Annotated in this window: 17 protein-coding genes; 11 read left to right on the top strand and 6 right to left on the bottom strand. The window is 40.2% G+C overall.

Annotation, left to right across the window (positions count from 1 at the left end; translation table 11 throughout):
- The first annotated feature begins 25 nt into the window (after positions 1 to 25).
- The 4 genes from OO184_RS02030 to OO184_RS02015 all read left to right on the top strand — a co-directional run bounded on the left by OO184_RS02030 (position 26) and on the right by OO184_RS02015 (position 5,678).
- Positions 26 to 1,618 carry a serine hydrolase domain-containing protein gene (locus OO184_RS02030; RefSeq protein WP_265377759.1) on the top strand — a complete coding sequence of 531 codons (1,593 nt, stop codon included), beginning with the start codon at positions 26 to 28 and terminating at the stop codon, positions 1,616 to 1,618.
- 306 nt (positions 1,619 to 1,924) lie between these two features.
- Positions 1,925 to 3,514, top strand: coding sequence for a serine hydrolase domain-containing protein (locus OO184_RS02025; protein WP_265377758.1), 1,590 nt, complete (start codon positions 1,925 to 1,927; stop codon positions 3,512 to 3,514).
- Positions 3,515 to 3,999: 485 nt separating this feature from the next.
- Positions 4,000 to 5,499: an anti-phage dCTP deaminase gene (locus tag OO184_RS02020; protein ID WP_265377757.1), complete on the top strand. Its 1,500-nt coding sequence runs from the start codon at positions 4,000 to 4,002 to the stop codon at positions 5,497 to 5,499.
- Positions 5,496 to 5,678, top strand: a complete 183-nt coding sequence (locus tag OO184_RS02015; RefSeq protein WP_265377756.1) for a hypothetical protein — start codon at positions 5,496 to 5,498, stop codon at positions 5,676 to 5,678. Before OO184_RS02020 ends, OO184_RS02015 begins: the two co-directional genes overlap by 4 nt.
- A 199-nt stretch (positions 5,679 to 5,877) precedes the next feature.
- Here OO184_RS02015 and uxuA read toward each other — a convergent pair whose 3' ends face one another.
- The 3 genes from uxuA to OO184_RS02000 all read right to left on the bottom strand — a co-directional run bounded on the left by uxuA (position 5,878) and on the right by OO184_RS02000 (position 9,042).
- A complete protein-coding gene (uxuA, locus tag OO184_RS02010; RefSeq protein ID WP_265377755.1) occupies positions 5,878 to 7,065 on the bottom strand; it encodes a mannonate dehydratase in 1,188 nt (395 codons plus the stop codon).
- 118 nt (positions 7,066 to 7,183) lie between these two features.
- Entirely contained in the window at positions 7,184 to 7,945 is a 762-nt protein-coding gene (locus OO184_RS02005) for an FCD domain-containing protein (protein ID WP_265377754.1), read from the bottom strand.
- A 116-nt stretch (positions 7,946 to 8,061) separates the two neighbouring features.
- Positions 8,062 to 9,042 carry a TRAP transporter substrate-binding protein gene (locus OO184_RS02000; RefSeq protein WP_265377753.1) on the bottom strand — a complete coding sequence of 327 codons (981 nt, stop codon included), beginning with the start codon at positions 9,040 to 9,042 and terminating at the stop codon, positions 8,062 to 8,064.
- A 299-nt stretch (positions 9,043 to 9,341) separates the two neighbouring features.
- Here OO184_RS02000 and OO184_RS01995 point away from each other — a divergent pair, with 299 nt between their 5' ends.
- Genes OO184_RS01995 through OO184_RS01970 form a run of 6 tightly spaced genes read left to right on the top strand, consistent with a single transcriptional unit; the run spans position 9,342 to position 15,709 of the window.
- The gene (locus OO184_RS01995) at positions 9,342 to 9,848 is read left to right on the top strand and encodes a TRAP transporter small permease (RefSeq protein ID WP_265377752.1); all 507 of its coding nucleotides are present in this window, start codon (positions 9,342 to 9,344) and stop codon (positions 9,846 to 9,848) included.
- Positions 9,849 to 9,875: 27 nt separating this feature from the next.
- Positions 9,876 to 11,177, top strand: a complete 1,302-nt coding sequence (locus OO184_RS01990; RefSeq protein ID WP_265377751.1) for a TRAP transporter large permease — start codon at positions 9,876 to 9,878, stop codon at positions 11,175 to 11,177.
- 39 nt (positions 11,178 to 11,216) lie between these two features.
- On the top strand, positions 11,217 to 12,674 hold the full coding sequence (locus tag OO184_RS01985; protein WP_265377750.1) for a fructuronate reductase: 1,458 nt from the start codon (positions 11,217 to 11,219) through the stop codon (positions 12,672 to 12,674).
- 22 nt (positions 12,675 to 12,696) lie between these two features.
- Positions 12,697 to 14,121 (top strand): glucuronate isomerase, encoded by a 1,425-nt coding sequence (uxaC, locus tag OO184_RS01980; protein ID WP_265377749.1) that lies wholly within the window; start codon positions 12,697 to 12,699, stop codon positions 14,119 to 14,121.
- On the top strand, positions 14,118 to 15,062 hold the full coding sequence (locus OO184_RS01975; protein WP_265377748.1) for a sugar kinase: 945 nt from the start codon (positions 14,118 to 14,120) through the stop codon (positions 15,060 to 15,062). Before uxaC ends, OO184_RS01975 begins: the two co-directional genes overlap by 4 nt.
- A gap of 17 nt (positions 15,063 to 15,079) precedes the next feature.
- The gene (locus OO184_RS01970) at positions 15,080 to 15,709 is read left to right on the top strand and encodes a bifunctional 4-hydroxy-2-oxoglutarate aldolase/2-dehydro-3-deoxy-phosphogluconate aldolase (protein ID WP_265377747.1); all 630 of its coding nucleotides are present in this window, start codon (positions 15,080 to 15,082) and stop codon (positions 15,707 to 15,709) included.
- 215 nt (positions 15,710 to 15,924) lie between these two features.
- On the opposite strand, the gene OO184_RS01965 is transcribed toward OO184_RS01970, so the two are convergent.
- From OO184_RS01965 to OO184_RS01955, 3 genes are all read right to left on the bottom strand, one after another.
- Complete coding sequence (locus tag OO184_RS01965; protein ID WP_036815118.1) at positions 15,925 to 16,413, bottom strand: GNAT family N-acetyltransferase; 489 nt, start codon at positions 16,411 to 16,413, stop codon at positions 15,925 to 15,927.
- Complete coding sequence (locus OO184_RS01960) at positions 16,404 to 16,676, bottom strand: type II toxin-antitoxin system TacA family antitoxin (RefSeq protein WP_046396352.1); 273 nt, start codon at positions 16,674 to 16,676, stop codon at positions 16,404 to 16,406. Before OO184_RS01960 ends, OO184_RS01965 begins: the two co-directional genes overlap by 10 nt.
- A gap of 278 nt (positions 16,677 to 16,954) precedes the next feature.
- Positions 16,955 to 17,830, bottom strand: coding sequence for an alanyl-tRNA editing protein (locus OO184_RS01955; RefSeq protein ID WP_265377746.1), 876 nt, complete (start codon positions 17,828 to 17,830; stop codon positions 16,955 to 16,957).
- Positions 17,831 to 18,255: 425 nt separating this feature from the next.
- Between OO184_RS01955 and OO184_RS01950 the strand changes: the two genes are divergently transcribed.
- Positions 18,256 to 18,489, top strand: a complete 234-nt coding sequence (locus OO184_RS01950; protein ID WP_232832401.1) for a ribbon-helix-helix protein, CopG family — start codon at positions 18,256 to 18,258, stop codon at positions 18,487 to 18,489.
- Positions 18,490 to 18,753 lie beyond the last annotated feature (264 nt).

Here is an 18,753-nt window from a genome sequence, read left to right as displayed (position 1 = left end):
ATAAAATTAAATAAGGAAAATAATAATGAAATCGACGATATCTAAAGATAATATTAATTTGCTTATCAAGAAAATAGACAATTTAGTTGATGTTGAAAATAAGAAAAAGGGTGGCGCTCTTGCTGTTGCTGTGACCCACGGTAATAAAACGATTTACCAGCGCCATATCGGAAAGGCTAATATTGAACATGCTGTTGCTATACAGTCTAATACTAAATTCTATTTGGCGAGTGTTTCAAAGCAATTCACGGCTTTTTGCATTGCGTTATTGGAGAAAGAAGGAAAGCTCAGTGTGAAAGATAAAGTTGGGCAATATTTGGATTATTTCCCCGTAGAATTTTCTGATATTACGATTGAACATCTTATTCATCATACTAGTGGATTACGTGATGAATCTTTACTTTATCGCCTGGCAGGTAAAAACTCGCGTTTTGATTGCCATCATATTGATTTAATAAGAAAACTGATGCAGCGGCAACGAGCACTTAATTTTACACCTGGTGAATATTATGCTTATAGCAATACGGGCTATCATTTGCTGGCGGAAATAGTCAGTGTGGTTTCAGGTAAATCATTGAGAGAATATGCAGAAGAAAATATTTTTGCCCCATTAAAGATGAAAGATACTGCTTTCTATGATGATGTCACCGAGATTATTTCTGATCGGGCGATGGGTTACACTTATAACGAGAAACCGCACCGGTGGGCAAGGTATGATCTCAATGGTTCCTTGGTAGGTGGTACAGGGGTTTATTCTACGGTGAATGATTTATGTCGCTGGATCAGAGCATTTTATTCACCATCTATTGTTCAGGAACTGTTGTCTCAATTATCTCGTACACCAGATTTAACCAATGGCAATCACAATAATTATGCTTACGGCTTGATTATCAGCCAACGAGAAGGGCAAAAAATAATACAACATGGTGGTTCCTATGCTGGTTTTAAATCTGATGTTTGTATTTTACCGGATGCTAAATTAGGTGTCGCTATTACCTCTGCAATAAATACTAATGTCGTTCAATGGATTGAACAGTGTCTTGATGTGTTGTTTAACACGAATATAATTGAACCGGAAAAACCACATTGTCTAACCGGTGATATCGATATTACCGGTATTTTCCGAGGGGCAGAACCTTATCCTTATATTATTACTAAGGAGGATTGCTATTTATTGGGTAATTTATTCGGGAAAGGCGACCCGATTACTTTTAACCCTGATGGTTCATTCCAACAGCAAGGAAGTAAAATCCGATTCAAACCGATCATTGAAAATGACAGTGTTATCGCACTGGAACAGATTGATGAAAATGACAATATTTTTTATTTTAAAAAGATGATTGATGACGGTGTTATCGATATTCAGATATTGTCAGGGAATTATTATAGTTATGAAATAGAATCAACGATAACTATTTCTGTTTCTGGCGATGGAATTTATATTGATGGGATTACTTACCCTGGGAACAAAGATGTTTTACGGCGGGTTTACGGTAATAGTTATTTCTCCCCGGGCACTGAATTTATTATCGATTTTGAATTGGACTCTGATACGAATAAACCTCATCTTTATATCAATGATGGGGGTTGCTGGAGGGTAGAGTTTGTCGCAGTTTAATTTATGAAGTGATAAATCAGAATAAAGAATAGCGTTGTTATAGTCGGATGGGATTAATACTATTGAGGACCTAAAGATATTTCTTATTAGATATACTTTGTTCCAGGCAGAACGATTATATTTATGTTCTGTCTGTTTTTGCAAACATTAGCTCCCGTAGTCACTTTATATTGCCCTTCGTATATTAAATGATAACCATTATCACTTGGATATTTCCTGTTTACGTCTTACAGTATTGCCCGTATATGTATTGCTATCAGGTCGTATATATATGTTCTGTTTTATAACCTTAAAATAAGGAAATTAATGATGGAATCTACTATATCTACAAATAAAATTAAGTTTCTTCTCAAGAAAATAGATGAATTGGTTAATATTGAAAATAAGAAAAATGGCGGTGCTCTCGCGGTTGCTGTTACCCACGGAAATGAAACCATTTATAAGCGCTATATCGGGCAAGCCAGCATTGAACATTCTGCTGCTGTAACCCCAAATACGAAATTCTATATGGCGAGTGTCTCAAAACAATTCACCGCTTTTTGTATTGCTTTGCTGGAAAAAGAAGGAAAGCTCAACGTCAAGGATAAAGTTGAAAAATATGTGGATTATTTCCCGGCACATTTTTCTGGTATTACCATTGAGCATCTTATTCATCATACCAGTGGGTTACGGGATAAATATGTTCCTTATGGTTTGGCAGGTAAAAACTCAGATTTTGACCACCGCAGTATGGATTTATTGAGAAAACTGATTCAACGGCAACAAAAGCTTAATTTTACGCCTGGGGAATATTTTCGCTATACCAATACGGGCTATAATTTGTTGGCGGAAATTATCAAAGTGGTTTCAGGTAAATCGTTAAGAGAATATGCGAAAGAAAATATCTTTATTCCATTAAAGATGAATAATACCTCTTTCTATGATGATGTGACTGAAGTTATTTCTGACCGGGCGATAGGTTATGTCTATAACGAAGATGCAAATCAATGGATAAGATCGGATCACAACGATTCAACTATAGGGAGTGCGGGGCTGCGTTCTACAGTCAGTGATTTATGTCGCTGGATGAAAGCGTTTTATTCACCATCAATTGTTCGGGATATGTTGCCGCAATTGTCCCGTACACCGAATTTAACCAATGGCAATCGTAACAATTATGCTTACGGTTTGATGCTTAGCCAACGTGAAGGGCAAAAGATAATACGGCACGATGGTTCCTATGGTGGTTTTAAAGCTGAAGTTTGTATTTTACCTGATGTTAAATTAGGTATCGCAATTACTGTTGCAACAGGTATTAATACCGTTGAATTTACTAATCAATGTCTTAATGTATTATTTAATACTGATATGACTGAGCCAGAGCATTGCCTAACCAGTAATATTGATATCACTGGTATATTCAAAGGGACAGATCCCTATCCCTATATTATTACCAAGGAAGATTGCTATTTATTAGGTAATTTATTCGAGAAAGGTAATCCGATTATTTTTAACTCTGATGGAACATTCCAAGAGAAGGGAGGAGAAATTCGATTCAGACCTGTCATTGAAAATGGCAGTGTTATCGCATTGGAACAGATTGATGAAAATGGTAATGTTTATTATTTGAAAAAAATGACTGATAAAGGTGATATTGATATTCAGCGATTATCAGGTAGCTATTATAATCACGAAACAGAATCAATTGTCAATATTGAAGCATTTAATCATGATCTTTATATTGAAGCGGTTATCTTGCCAGGAGAAAAAGAGGTCTTACAGTGGGTTTACGAGAATAGTTATTTCCATCCCAGCACTCAACTTATTGTTGATTTCGAATGGAATTCTGATACGGATAAACCTCGCCTCTATCTCAATGATTCACGTTGCTGGAAGATAGAATTTATTCCGGTTTAATTGATAGGGTTGTAAATATAAGTTAAGAGTGGTGTTTTTCTGCAAGGATGAGAAGATTAGATTGAGATCATAAAGATATTTTCTATTTAATCTATTTATTTTCAGGCGGAACTATTATGACGATGTTCTGCCTGTCCGACCTGATTGTGATATTTTAATTGCTTCATAGATTGTTTTTGGTTTATATTCCTATCGCTCTCCAATCCTTGAAGAGTAAATTTTTCCTCTAATTATAGATACGATTTAATTTTTATTATAATAGAACGGGATAAATGTGTCATAAATGGTGAGTTATGTAATATTGATTCATGTTTTCTAGTCTGGCGTTAGGAAAGTAGCTTAAATCATAATGTATAGGGTCAAGTAAATAAAACATTTATATTCATCGAAGAAATTATATTGTTCTGAATGTTATATTGCATTTTATAGGTGTAGTTAACGTTATTTTGAATAAATTAAAACAACAATGAATGGAAATATTTAATATGATTAATAAAAATAACACATATTTATCTGAGGATGATCAGATATCTTGTGATTTTGATTCTGAGGTCGTTATTGGGTTAGTTGGTGCTGTAGGAACCGATTTGGAAATAATTAAAGACTCTATAACACAAAAACTTAATGCGTTCAGGTATGATGTACAGGAGATAAGAATATCTTCTGAAATCATTTCAGTATTAAGAGATATTCCCTCAACGAAGGATAATTATGAAAGGATAAATTGTTTAATGTCGGAGGGTAATTATTTAAGAGAGGCTAGTCTGGATAATTCTATATTGGCATTAGCTGCGGCAGCAAAGATAAATAAAGGAAGAGGAAAGAAAAATGCTTTACCAATACCATCGGTCAGGAAAGCATATATTATAAATTCTCTTAAACACCCGGATGAGGTCAATGCGTTAAGGGATATTTATGCAAATGGATTTTTTCTGATAGGTGTATATACGAGTGAGTCTCAGAGGATAAAAAATCTTACCGTCGATAAATGTATTGATGAAGTAAAAGCTAAAGAGTTAATTAATCGTGATTCTAACGAGGGGAATAAGTGGGGGCAGCATACCAGAGATACTTATGAGTTATCTGATTTTTTTGTAAGTTATGATGGAAATAAAAATAGGACCGACAATAATATATGGAGAATATTAGATCTTATTTTTGGTAATCCATATGTTACTCCAACTTTTGATGAATACGCGATGTTTATGGCTTTTTCTGCTTCTTTACGATCAGGGGATCTTTCCCGTCAGGTTGGTGCTGTATTAACAAAAGAGAAGAATATAATCTCAACTGGGGCTAATGATGTGCCACGGTTCGGCGGGGGATTATATTGGCCTGATTATGTAGGAGATGTAATCGAAGATGCTGAAAATGGTAGAGATTATAAAATAGGAGAAGATTCAAACGCGAAACAGAAAAGATTAATTATTGAAGATATACTTAAAGATATTTTAGATGAACAAAAGGAAGTATTTAAGGAGTATCTCCTACAAAGCAAGATAAAGGATATTACCGAATATGGCAGAGTTGTTCATGCTGAAATGGAGGCAATCTTATCATGTGCAAGAAGTAATATTAGCACTCATAATGGGATATTATATTGTACTACATTCCCTTGTCATAATTGTGCAAAACATATCGTTGCTAGTGGTATAAAACGAGTTGTCTATATTGAGCCTTATCCTAAAAGTAAAGCTTTTGATTTTCACCCTGATTCTATTTCAATACCTGAAGAAGAGATTTCTGATAATAAAGTGATTTTTGAGCCATTCGTGGGAGTTGGGCCTCGTTGTTTCTTTAACTTGTTTTCAACAAATCTAGGGATGGGATATAAAGTAAGAAGAAAAGATAAGAATGGTAAAGCTATTAAATGGCATAGAAAAGATGGAAGACTTAGGATGCAGATGCTACCATTATCCTATATGGAAAAAGAGGCACAATCAGTAATTAACGTGGATAACTTAATAGAGGAGTTAAAAAAATGACTGAGAAAGAAGAGTTTTTGGCTTATATAGCCGAAATGAAAAAAATAGTTGATCAATGGCCAGAGTGGAAAAAAGTTGGACTGAGAACTCCTCGTAACCCGTATATATCTCGTAGAGATAATATTGTTCCTAATCCTAAGGATTATACGACAGATGAAACTGAAAATAAGTTGGCATAACCTATTATTATTTATCGTAAAATATGTGACCCGATAAGGATTTTTTCACTCCAGGTTTATGTATTAATAAATCAACTAAAATAATAAATTAAAATGAACCTGTATATAAATTTTTAGTCAATTACTTTAATGTAACTTCATCTAAATAAAGTAACCCTGTATAGGGTTACTAATAAATACAGTTAATTACTCAAATCCATTATTTATTTTCAAAAAACGCTCGTTTTAAGCCTAATTCCAGACCGCGAATTTCTGCCAAACCTTTTAATCGGCCAATACAGGAATAGCCGGGATTAGTCTGTTTTTTCAGGTCATCAATTATTTGATGGCCGTGATCAGGGCGCATTGGAATTAAACGATTATCTCCAGCCGCCTTGCGGCGATATTCTTCACGCAGTATTTCCATCACTACATTATACATATCCACATCACCTGCCAGATGAGCGGCTTCATGGAAAGTTTTACTGTTTTCTTCCCGTTGGGTGGAACGTAGGTGAGTGAAATAGATTCGGTTGCCATAGCGTTTAATCATCTCGACCAAATCATTATCCCCACGGACGCCATAGGAGCCGGTACACATGGTAATGCCATTAATCGGGCTTGGTTCAATGGTTGTTAGCCATTCAATATCTTCAATAGTGGAAATAATACGTGGTAAGCCCAAAATAGGACGCGGCGGATCATCCGGGTGAATTGCCAGACGTAAGCCATATTCTTCACATACAGGAACAATCTGGTGCAGGAAATAAGCCAAATGTTCACGCAATTTATCGCGGGTAATATCTTTGTAGCGATCTAATTGCGCCTGAAATTCTGCTAGCGTATAGCCCTCTTCGGCCCCCGGCAAGCCAGCAATAATATTCGCAGTGAGTTTCTCAATATCAGCAGCAGACATGTTGTCGTAATAGATTTTTGCCTGAGCTTGTTCTTCGACAGTGTAATCAGCTTCTGCACTTGGACGTTTAAGGATATAGATTTCAAATGCGGCAAAGGCAATTTGATCAAAACGCAGGGCTTTAGAACCATCAGGGAGTGTGTATTCAAGATCGGTGCGTGTCCAGTCCAGCACAGGCATAAAATTATAGCAGACGGTATTGATGCCACATTCCGCCAAATTTTTCAGTGAAGTTTTGTAGTTATTAATCCATTGCTGATAGTGACCGGTCTGGGTTTTAATCTCTTCATGAACAGGCACACTTTCAACAACTGACCAGATAAGCCCCTTATTTTCGATGAGAGTTTTACGGGCCAAGATTTCGTCTTTGTTCCAAATATGTCCGTTAGGAATATGGTGTAATGCGGTAACGATGCCGGTTGCGCCAGCCTGACGGATATCATCTAAAGAAACAGGATCATTTGGGCCGAACCAACGCCAGGTTTGTTCCATTATTACTTACCTTTATGCAAACGCCAGAATGAAAAACAGTCACCAGAATAATAGTCACTAGAACAATATTCACCAGAACAACAGGATATAAAAACTTATTTATTAATTATTCCGTAAATTAATTACGTTTCTTTGCTATTTCGTAGGGATAGGAATTAAAGAGATAACCATCGAAATAGGGATCATCAACATCAGATAATTCCAGCAAACGTAATTTCACATTCTCCAAATGTTGCCACATGGCTTGTTTGGCTGCCGCCGGATCTTTCTTGATCATAGCGGATAAAATGATCTGATGATCATCCAGCCATTCTTTACGATAATCTTTATCGGTAATTCGCGTGTGCAGTTTCTGCCACATGGGATTATTTTCCCGCCATGCCCAAGATTGTTTAAGCAGTTCAACTAACATACTGTTATGGGTGGCTTCTGCAATCGCCAGATGGAATTCTCTGTCACCAGATTCATCTTCACCGGAGGCCAAATCTTCGGATTCTTTTTGCAATGCCCGGCGCATATGAGCAATGTTATTTGGCGTCACTTGCATGGCGGCAAATTCGGCAATATTACTTTCCAGTAATTGTCGGGCTTGTAATAACTCAAAAGGTCCCGCTGCGTTAACTGAGCATGAAGAGGAAGTCGGCAGGTGAGGGCGGTTAATAATATAGATCCCGGAACCTTTGCGGACTTCAATCAGGTTTTCTAGTTCGAGCATAATTAATGCTTCACGCACAACCGTTCTGGAAACTCTTAATAATTCAGCAAGTTCTCGTTCAGGAGGTAAGCGATCCCCAATACGATATTTTTGGTTGGCAATCATCTCTCTTAATGAGATGCCAACTTCTTGGTAAGGGCGTTTTGGCTCAAATAAATGCTTCATTGTGTCACTATTGTTGTCATGAGTATTGATGATATTGTGTAGATAATAGTCAAAAACAAAAGTTGGTCAACCAAAATGCTGCTTAAAAGCGAAGGCCGTTTGGCCTTCACCGATGATTATCTGACTGCGCGAATGCGTTCTACCATACGGTAAAGCGTTGGGTCGTTTTTCTTTATGTCGTCGTACATCGGTTTAACAGCCTCTTCAAACGATTTTTTATCAACATCGACAAACTGGACCCCAATTTTTTCTGCATTCTGACGCTCTTTCTCTTCTGATTTTTCCCACAATTTCGTCATATATTGAGAGGAGTTAATGGCAGCATTGGTAAGAATTTTTTGTTGTTCTGATGACAGCTTATTTAACGATTTATTAGAAATAACCAAGACGTCTGGCACCATTGTATGCTTATCCAGTGAGAAATATCTGGCAACTTCACTGTGACGGCTCAGGCTAAAAGAGGGAATATTATTTTCTGCGGCATCTACCACACCCTGTTGTAGAGCAGTATACAGTTCGCCGTAGGCCAGCGGTGTTGGGTTACCGCCTAAGTTTTTCACCATCGAAATGGCGGTTGGGCTAGGCTGGACCCGAATTTTCATACCTTTTAGATCCTCAGGCGTGCGGATAGGTTTTTTGGCGTAGAAGCTGCGAGCGCCTGCTTCATAATAGGTTATGCCAATAAAACCACGGTTTTTGCTGGATGCAAGGATCTCTTTACCAATCTCGCCGTTTTTAATTTTTTCGTAATGGGCTTTATCGCGGAACAGATAAGGTAAGTTAAAAGCGGAATAAGCGGGCGAAAAAGCTTCCAATTCTGCGGCGTTAGATTTAACTAAATCCAGCGCGCCATTTTGCATCAGTTCCATCGATTCCCGTTGGTTACCCAATTGTGCGTCTGGATAGATTCGAATACGAACATCGCCATTCGTTTTTTGGCGAACTTCATCCGCAAACTGAGTCATTGCCTTGTGTACTGCGTGATCACGGTTATGGTTATGGCTGAGTTTTAATGTGGTTACTGCCATAACCTGCGACGCGCCTAAGGCGAACATCACACCGATTACTGTAGATAAAATACGCTTAGAATTATTCATTATTCGTTCTCCAATTGTTGTAAACAGGTTACGGGCACAACTGAACTGATGGCCAAACCATAAGCATCACTTCGGATTTCGTCAAAAAGTAAAAACAATTTGGTTGACCAATATCACAAAATAATCGGGTCAGATGGTGAACCAGTCAATTTGTGATCCCGCTCACTGGATGTTTTTTTGACCTGAATCTTATAATCCAAGCAACGTAAAGTTCCCTTTACTGATTTTGGTCTGAAAGTTTTCCGCTATTTGGTTGACCAAATAGGGCATCCGTTGAAGCCAATTAAGGATAAAACTCCGTGAAAAACCTTGTGTCTTGCGTCAATAAAGGTTTGGCATTTTTTACCGTCAGCCTTTCCGTTTTTTTGGTGTTTTGCGTCACATGGCAGGTGATTTCCCGCTATGTGTTTGGTACGCCGAGTACAGTAACGGATGAACTCGCCCGTTATCTGTTTATGTGGGTTGCCATGATTGGCGCAGCATATACCACAGGTCAGCATCGCCATTTAGCTATCGACCTGTTAATGATGAAACTTAAGGGGATGGGCAAAAATAGTGTGGGTCTGGTTATTCAGGCCGCGATCGCGTTGTTTGCTGCAATCGTGTTGGTGTACGGCGGATCGATATTGGTGATCTCAACCCTTGAAACCGGACAAATCACTCCCGCGCTAGGACTACCGATGGGATATGTCTATTTATGTTTGCCAATCAGCGGTGTTTTGATGATTTGTTATGTGCTGGTAGACATTGTTGCTCTTATTCGGAATTTTTCAGCTAAAGACGTGGTTATTTCTGAAAATCATTAAAGTCACCAGTCAGAAGAGGATGGGCTTATGGATTGGCAAGTGGTTTTAGCGTTGTTCGGTAGTTTTGCCGTGCTGCTGGCATTGGGGGTACCGGTATCCTTTGCGATTGGTTTGTCATCATTATTGGCAATTATGATGACTTTGCCAATGGAAGCGGCGATTACCGTGGTTGCGCAGCGTATGGCTGCTGGTGTTGATAACTTCTCTTTACTCGCTATCCCGTTCTTTATTCTCGCGGGAAATATTATGAATCAAGGGGGAATCGCAGCCCGTCTGATTAATCTGGCGAAAGTCATGGGTGGTCGTTTACCCGGTTCTTTGGTGCACGTCAATATTATGGCGAATATGTTTTTCGGTGCGATTTCGGGCTCAGCGGTGGCATCGGCTGCGGCGGTCGGCGGAACGATGGCGCCAATGCAGAAAAAAGAGGGTTATGAGCCGGAATATTCTGCGGCGGTAAACATTGCTTCCTGCCCTGCCGGTTTGTTGATCCCGCCAAGTAACACCTTGATTGTTTACTCACTGGTTTCTGGCGGCACATCAATTGCCGCGCTGTTTTTGGCGGGTTATATTCCCGGCATTTTGATGGGGGTATCCTTGATGATGGTGGCGGCAATCATTGCTAAACGCCGCGGTTATCCGGTATCGCCCAAGCCGACTTGGAACGAGTTCTTCACCACATTGATTCGTGCATTGCCTTCCCTGATGCTGGTTGTGGTTATTATGGGAGGGATCATTGCCGGTATTTTTACCGCCACAGAAGCCTCGGCGATTGCTGTGTTATACAGCTTTGTGTTGGCAGTGTTGATTTATCGTGAAGTCAGTATCGCCAAACTACCAAAAATCATTCTCGATTCTGCGGTGACTACTTCCATTGTTTTGCTGCTGGTTGGTGCGTCAATGGGTATGTCTTGGGCAATGGCGAATGCGGATCTGCCCTATTTGATCGCTGATGCACTCATGGCGGTTTCTGAAAACCCATTGGTTATTCTGCTGGTCATTAATCTCATTCTATTGCTGGTTGGAACCTTTATGGATATGACCCCGGCGATTCTGATTTTTACGCCGATTTTCCTGCCAGTAGCGCAGAATATGGGCGTTGATCCAGTCCATTTCGGTATCATTATGACCTTCAACCTGGCTATTGGTATCTGTACACCGCCGGTAGGGAGTGCGCTGTTTGTGGGTTGCTCTATCGGTGAAGTCAGCATTGATAAGGTATTGAAACCTTTGGTGCCTATGTATTGCGCTTTGGTTATCGCGTTGATGTTGGTGACCTTTATACCGCAACTGAGCTTGTGGTTGCCTCAGATGTTACTGAATTACTAATTATTCAGGTAATCCGCGTCATTAAACAGGAATTGTTCTATGATCCGTAATATAGCCAACAGCAAAATCAAACCCGCTATTTCTCTGCCTTCTTATGATCGCCAAAAATTGGTTACCCGCATTGTTCATCTGGGATGCGGCGCTTTTCACCGGGCACATCAGGCTATTTTTACTCATCACATGTTGGAAAAAACAGGCAGTGACTGGGGAATTTGTGAAGTCAGTTTGTTTTCTGGTCATAAGCTGATTCAACAACTTAAAGAGCAAGATTGCTTGTGTACCATTGCGGAGAAAGGAGCAGGAAAAACCGAGCTGAAAATTATCGGCGCTATGATTGATGCTTTGCACCCTGAGTTTGTCGGTCAGCAAGGTGTTCTGGAAACCATAGCGCAACCGCAAGTGGCGATTATTTCTCTGACGATTACCGAGAAAGGGTATTGCATTGATGCAACCAGCGGCAAGTTGGATGTGAATAATGCGTTAATTCAACGGGACTTAGCTAACCCAACCGAACCAACATCCGCTATTGGTTATATTGTCGAAGCGCTTCGCCTGCGTTATGAACGTAACTTGCCGCCATTGACGGTGATGTCCTGTGATAATGTCAGAGAAAATGGCAAAGTTGCTCGTGAAGCGGTGGTGGGTTTTGCCCGTTTACGTAATGAAAAACTGGCGCAATGGATTGAACGGAATGTGACTTTCCCATGCACAATGGTTGATCGCATTGTGCCTGCGGCCACGCCAGAATCGTTGGCAGAGACAGCCGAACTGTTAGGTGTGTTCGATCCCTGTGCAATCACCTGTGAACCTTTCCGTCAGTGGGTGATTGAGGATAACTTTGCCAATGGCCGCCCAAACTGGGATGTGGCAGGGGCGCAGTTCGTTAAAGATGTGATGCCTTTTGAGACCATGAAATTGCGGATGTTAAACGGCAGTCACTCATTTTTAGCCTATCTGGGCTATTTGGCGGGATATGCGCATATTGCTGACACAATGGCGAATCCCGATTATCGACAAGCTGCGTTGAATTTGATGCTGAAAGAACAAGCGCCAACCTTGACGATGCCGGTAGGAACCGATCTCTTCCAGTATGCTCATCTGTTGATTGAGCGTTTTAGTAACCCCAACCTTAAGCATCAAACCTGGCAGATAGCAATGGATGGCAGCCAGAAACTGCCACAACGTATGTTTGATTCTGTCACTTATCATCTGGCAAACGGCAGCGATTATCGTCATTTGGCCTTGGGTATCGCCGGGTGGATGCGTTATGTCAGTGGTAAAGATGAACAAGGCAAATTAATTGATGTGCGTGATCCGCTCGTGGAGCAATTTAAGTCTATTTACCAGCAATATGGATTATCCATTGATGTCGTGCCTGCATTGTTGGCAATTTTCGGCAACCCATTATTAGCTGATCCGCATCTTGTCCGGGCAGTTACCGAAGCTTATCAATTATTATTGGATTGCGGCGCCTGCCACGCAGTCGCGACACTTTGATTTGGCTGACAGGAATAGAGATATGAAAAATTTTATGTGTGAAGATTTTCTTCTGAACAATGAAACTGCCCGTCAGCTATATCATGAACATGCCGCAGATATGCCAATTTATGATTATCACTGTCATCTTAATCCGCGAGAAATTGCTGAAAATCGCCAGTTTGATAATCTTGGTCAGATTTGGTTAGAAGGGGATCATTATAAATGGCGGGCTATGCGCTGTGCGGGTATTGATGAATCGTTGATTACAGGTAAGCAAGCCTGCGATTATGAAAAATATCAGGCATGGGCAAAAACAGTACCGTTAACATTAGGCAATCCGCTTTATCACTGGACACATCTAGAATTACGTCGTCCATTTGGTATTACCGGGAAATTGTTTGGGCCGCAAACCGCTGATGAGCTCTGGCATCAATGCAACGAAAAACTGGCAACACCGGAATTTTCAGCTCGTGGCATTATGCAGCAAATGAATGTGCGTATGGTTGGAACCACGGATGATCCGGTGGATTCTCTGCAATATCACCGCCAAATCGCGACAGATGAGAGTTTCGATATTGAAGTATTGCCAAGCTGGCGTCCTGATCGGGTATTTAAAATTGAGCTGGTGGGTTTCGTTGACTATATCAAACAGCTTGAGGCTGTGGCTGATGTATCGATCGCTACTTTTGCTGATGTGTTGAACGCGTTGGAGCGTCGCCTTGAGCATTTTGCTGCTCATGGCTGCCGGGCTGCTGATCACGGCATAGAAAATCTGCGCTATGCTCCTGTTCCTAATGAAGGGGTATTAAATGGCATCCTGCAAAAACGGTTGGCAGGAAGCACTCTCTCTGAGCTTGAAATTGCGCAGTACACTACGGCGATTCTGGTATGGCTTGGCCGGCAATATGCCGCTCGTGGTTGGGTAATGCAAATGCATATCGGCGCTGTTCGCAACAATAATACTCGTATGTTCCGCTTACTTGGCGCGGATAGCGGCTTTGATTCCATTGGTGATAACAATATCGCTTGGCCGTTATCTCGTTTGCTGGACAGTATGGATGTGACGAATGAGTTGCCGAAAACGATTCTTTACTGCCTGAATCCTCAAGATAATGAAGTGATTGCAACGATGGCTGGTAACTTTCAAGGCGGTGGTATCGCCGGTAAAGTTCAGTTTGGTTCAGGCTGGTGGTTCAATGATCAAAAAGATGGCATGTTGCGTCAGCTTGAACAACTTTCCCAACTTGGGCTGCTGAGTCAATTTGTTGGTATGTTGACCGATTCTCGTAGTTTCCTTTCATACACGCGGCATGAATATTTTCGTCGCATTCTGTGTAATTTGTTAGGGAAATGGGCAGAACAAGGCGAAATTCCTAACAACAAAGCCATGTTAGGGCAGATGGTTGAAGATATTTGCTTTAATAACGCCCGCCGTTATTTTGCCTTGCCGGGAGAAAATCTATGAAGCAGATTGCATTCCTTGGTGAATGTATGATTGAACTTAATGGCGCCCCTTTTGCTACCATGCATCAGACTTTTGGTGGTGATGTCCTGAACAGTGCGGTTTATTTAGCACGTGCAAGCCAACAGAAGATTGCCGTTCATTTTGTGACTGCGTTAGGCATGGATTCCCTTAGTGAAGGAATGATTAGATGTTGGCAAAACGAGGGTATTCATACCCATCTGGTTTTGCGTGATCCGGCTCATCAACCGGGATTGTATTTGATTCAACTTGATGAACAGGGAGAACGGACCTTTCTGTACTGGCGTAATGATTCCGCTGCTCGTTATATGGTGCGCCATCCTGATTTCTCTTCGGTTATGCAAGCATTACAGCAGATGGATGCTGTTTATCTCAGTGGCATCAGCTTGGCTATTTTACCTGTTGATGATCGTGAAAAGTTACTAAACTTGCTGGCTGAACTGGCGGCGCAAGGAAAAATCATCGTTTTCGACAGTAATTATCGTCCAGCATTGTGGGAAAGTGTGGAAGAAACCCAAGTTTGTTATCAGAAATTACTCTCCTTTACCTCACTGGCACTGGTGACAGATGACGATGAATGCAAGCTGTGGGGCGATAAATCGGTTACCGCAACTATGATTCGTCTCAAACAAGCGGGAGTTAAAGAAGCCATTGTTAAAGCGGGGGCTACTGGTTGTTATTATCAGCATTTGGTACAGAACACGTCAATTGAGCTGATCCCAACAACGCCGGTTGTTAGCGTGGCCGATACCACGGCGGCGGGAGACGCCTTTAATGCCGGGTTTCTGGCTGGATTTCTGACGGATTGCCCGATACGGCAAGCGGCAATTATGGGGCATCGTCTGGCTGGTACGGTTATTCAGCATAAAGGGGCGATTATTCCAATTAGTGCCACCAAAGCAGTGACTGACAGTTTCTTTTAACAACAGAGGAAAAATCGATGAAACAGATAATTGAGCAGTTACGCCAGTTAAAAATTGTACCTGTGATTACTGTTGAGCGTGCGGAAGACATTATTCCGCTAGGTAAGGTATTAGCTGATAATGGTTTGCCGGTAGCGGAAATTACTTTTCGTTCCTCAGTAGCGGCAGAAGCTATTCGTCTACTGAAAGAGGCTCAGCCGAATATGCTGATTGGCGCGGGTACTGTTCTGAATCGTGATCAGGTGGTTGCTGCGAAACAGGCTGGCGCTGATTTTATGGTTTCTCCGGGTTTTAATCCAAATACGGTCAAAGCCTGTCAGCAATTGAATATTCCTATTATTCCGGGCGTGAATAATCCAAGTGCGATTGAAAGCGCAATGGAATTGGGGCTAAAACTGCTGAAATTCTTTCCGGCAGAACCTTCCGGCGGTTTGCCAATGATTAAAGCGATATTAGCGCCTTATACTGAACTGCAAATTATGCCGACTGGGGGAATTGGACCAGACAATATCCGAGATTATCTTGCTGTACCGCGTATTGTGGCGTGTGGTGGTTCATGGATGGTCAGTCAAGAGCTGGTGGATAATCGAAATTGGCAGGAAATTGGTCGCTTGACTCGTGAAGCGGTGGAGTTGGTTAATACTTAAGGAATAGTTATTCTTGCATTGGAATAAAATATTATTCCGATAATATACCAAAGAGAAGAAAGGATTTAGCAAAAATTCTTTTTGGTATTTAATAATTTTCAATTTTGTTAAATGGTGATATTCGAACTTCTAATGACCTGTTATTTAATTATCTGGTAAGCTTAAGCGGTTAGAAACAGAGCAAGCAAACTCGCCGTTTTTACGGCGGGGAGCAGTCACTTCTGTTTGCCTAATGGAAGCATCAGCGTGTATGGCTCCAGCGGTGACTGGGCGAAGCCAAGACGCGTATAGAACGTTCGAGCGCTCTCATCAAGTGCGTGGACGATTATAGCCGAAATGCCCACCTGTTCTGCCGTGCTGGCGACACGTTTCCAAGCATCTTGGAGAAGCAATGCCCCGAGCTTCTTCCCCTGATATTCCACATCGACAGCCAGACGGCCGAGAAGTACTACAGGGATAGGATCTGGCATATTGCGTTTAAGCGATGGTGTAGATTCAATATGATTAATTGAACCGGCGCTTAGACAATAATAACCGATAACGTCTTTTGTGCCTTCCTTGCAAATAACAAATGTGCGGCTCGCGCCGAGCTTATTATTTTTTAAAGCCCGGCGTGAAAGCCATTCGTTTAATGTTTCATGCTGGCAATAAAAATCATTTATATTATGTTCAGCCGTTAATATTTCAGGTGTGCTTATTCCCACGGAGCTTTATATCCCATCAGTTTTTTAAAACCTTCATTATCAGAAAGCGGTTGCTCCAGCATCTGCATGAACACATGGTATTTTTCGTCGTTAACGAAAAAGTGGCGCTGATCGAGTATGGCATCTTCGGCTGCGCGGCAGGCAGCATCCAAGATGAAATCAGTTCGGGTCTTTGAGAGCAGGTTTGCTGCATGGTCAATAAGCTCCCGCTGGAAAGCTTTCGCCCGGATGTTGATCGGGGTTTCTTTAGGTTGTGTTCTCATAAATCACCTGTGTAGCAAATTGGTAGACAGTCATTGTAGCAGTTGTGTAATTAATAGATATACATTTAGCGTCTCCATTTGAAATCTTATGAAACGTAAGCATGCTGGGTTACCCAAAATATATATACCCGTTATCTTTCAAGCTGCCTCTTTGTTGGCTGCACTCACTCACCCCGGTCACATAGTTATCTATGCTCCCGGGGATTCGCCCCCTTGCCGTCGCGATGCATCTTGAAATTCATAGGGTATATAAGATAAAAATAAATAAAATCGAGGCTCTATATTTTGCAATGAGTGGTTATTTGAATAAAATCAACAGATTCACCTATCTTTATTTCAACATTTACGCTTTTAACCTCATTAATATTATTTATATGTGTGCCTCCACATGGGATAGTAACTACCGTCGAGTCAATTGTAGATTTCCATAATCTGGTATCACTGATCTCTTTCGATTTATATTCGATAGTGATTTCTGCTCCTTGGATCAGCCAATTATTAAGTGTGTTATTAACTTCTCTATTAATTTTATCTAGATTTTCAATTAATATATTTTTATCAAATCCTTTCTTTTTGAGTGATTTACCAAAGCGATAAATATCAATGGATTGAAGTTCTGTGATAGAAGATTGGTAAATGGCGGCTTTATCTAAATTATAATTTCCTAAATCGTCGGTGTCGTATATTTTAGACCATAGATGATTAGTTGCTTTATTTAAAGCAAGAGACATAAAGTGAGCCATCGAGTGTGCGGCGCTTACCCTATATCTTGTTTCATCGTTCACAGATAGAGTTACCGTTTTCCCTATGAGATCTCTTTCTGAAATTCCCTGTAAATCAGGTAAGTAATGTGCTGGCATAATTTTAGCTGGCGACGTTGCTTGTTTCGTTATTTCCTGATCTATATACAAATGACCATTGATAAGGCCAGCGGTATAAACTTTTGTCACGGCGAGTTCTTTATCGCCTATTAAAATTATGCCATTATCATGTAGTTGGTCTGGCCACTTATAGTTCTTCGGGTAGAATGGACTATCTTGGGTTATCAAAATGGCGCCATCTTCGTATTTCATAACCCCGATAATGTTAGATTCTAACGTCAGGGTTCCCAGCATAAATGAGGCTTCGGCTGTCAATAATTCATTAATATTCATATCTATAATCATGTAATATCTCGCTAGTTATAATTTGGGGGTATCTATTGCTACCAAGTCGTTTGTTGATTTTATTCCCTAAAAATAACTTAAGAATTTGTTTTTATTTGAATTTTTAGTTAATCAAAGAGATAGTTGGCAGTGGTATCAAATATGATTATCCTCATCTCCGTATATTAATCAAAGATAGAATTAAAAAAGCCGTATCGATATGTATGTAATAGCTTTATTTATAGGCTATTTTAGGTATTATTGCAAATGGAAAAGTCACATGTTTTAAATGTTTTGTTTACATGATCAATCGCTATTTTCAGAGTAAAATTTGTTGATTAGTTATCAAAATAATTTTATTGTCCAAAAAATAGACAGTCGAACTAATGAGGTATATGATACATACACCTGATATCTGATAAGAGGAAATAAATATGGTTGCTATGGTAAGAATTAATATAGATTTACCGGAAGAAACGATTAGGAAGCTTGAGATTTTGAAGGAACGCTCTCCTGATAAGTCACGTGCTGCACAGATCCGAAAAGCAATAGATGCTTATCTTGATGCTAATATTTCAGAACAGAATAATAGTGCTTTCGGTTTGTGGGGGGACAAAAAATCAGATGGATTGGAATATCAAAATAATTTACGTAAGGAATGGCAATGATTGCTATGAAGTCGTTATTTGATACTAAATATTTATAGGATATTGACGGTATGATTGCAAGTATTGCATAACATAAGGTTTAAAGATCATGCCAATGAGATTATGAATGGCTTAAAGGAATATGGGCCTATTTGCTCGTAGCGTAATTATGTTGCACTTACTATCTATGAGAAACTGTGACATCTATTATCTTTTTCTATTGACATATTAGTTATATTAATGAAAATGTCTATGTCGTAATGACTATTCTATAGGTGGCTAAGG

The organism is Photorhabdus aballayi, assembly GCF_026153155.1.
Classification (GTDB): domain Bacteria; phylum Pseudomonadota; class Gammaproteobacteria; order Enterobacterales; family Enterobacteriaceae; genus Photorhabdus; species Photorhabdus luminescens.
This window is presented reverse-complemented; position numbering and strand designations above follow the sequence as displayed.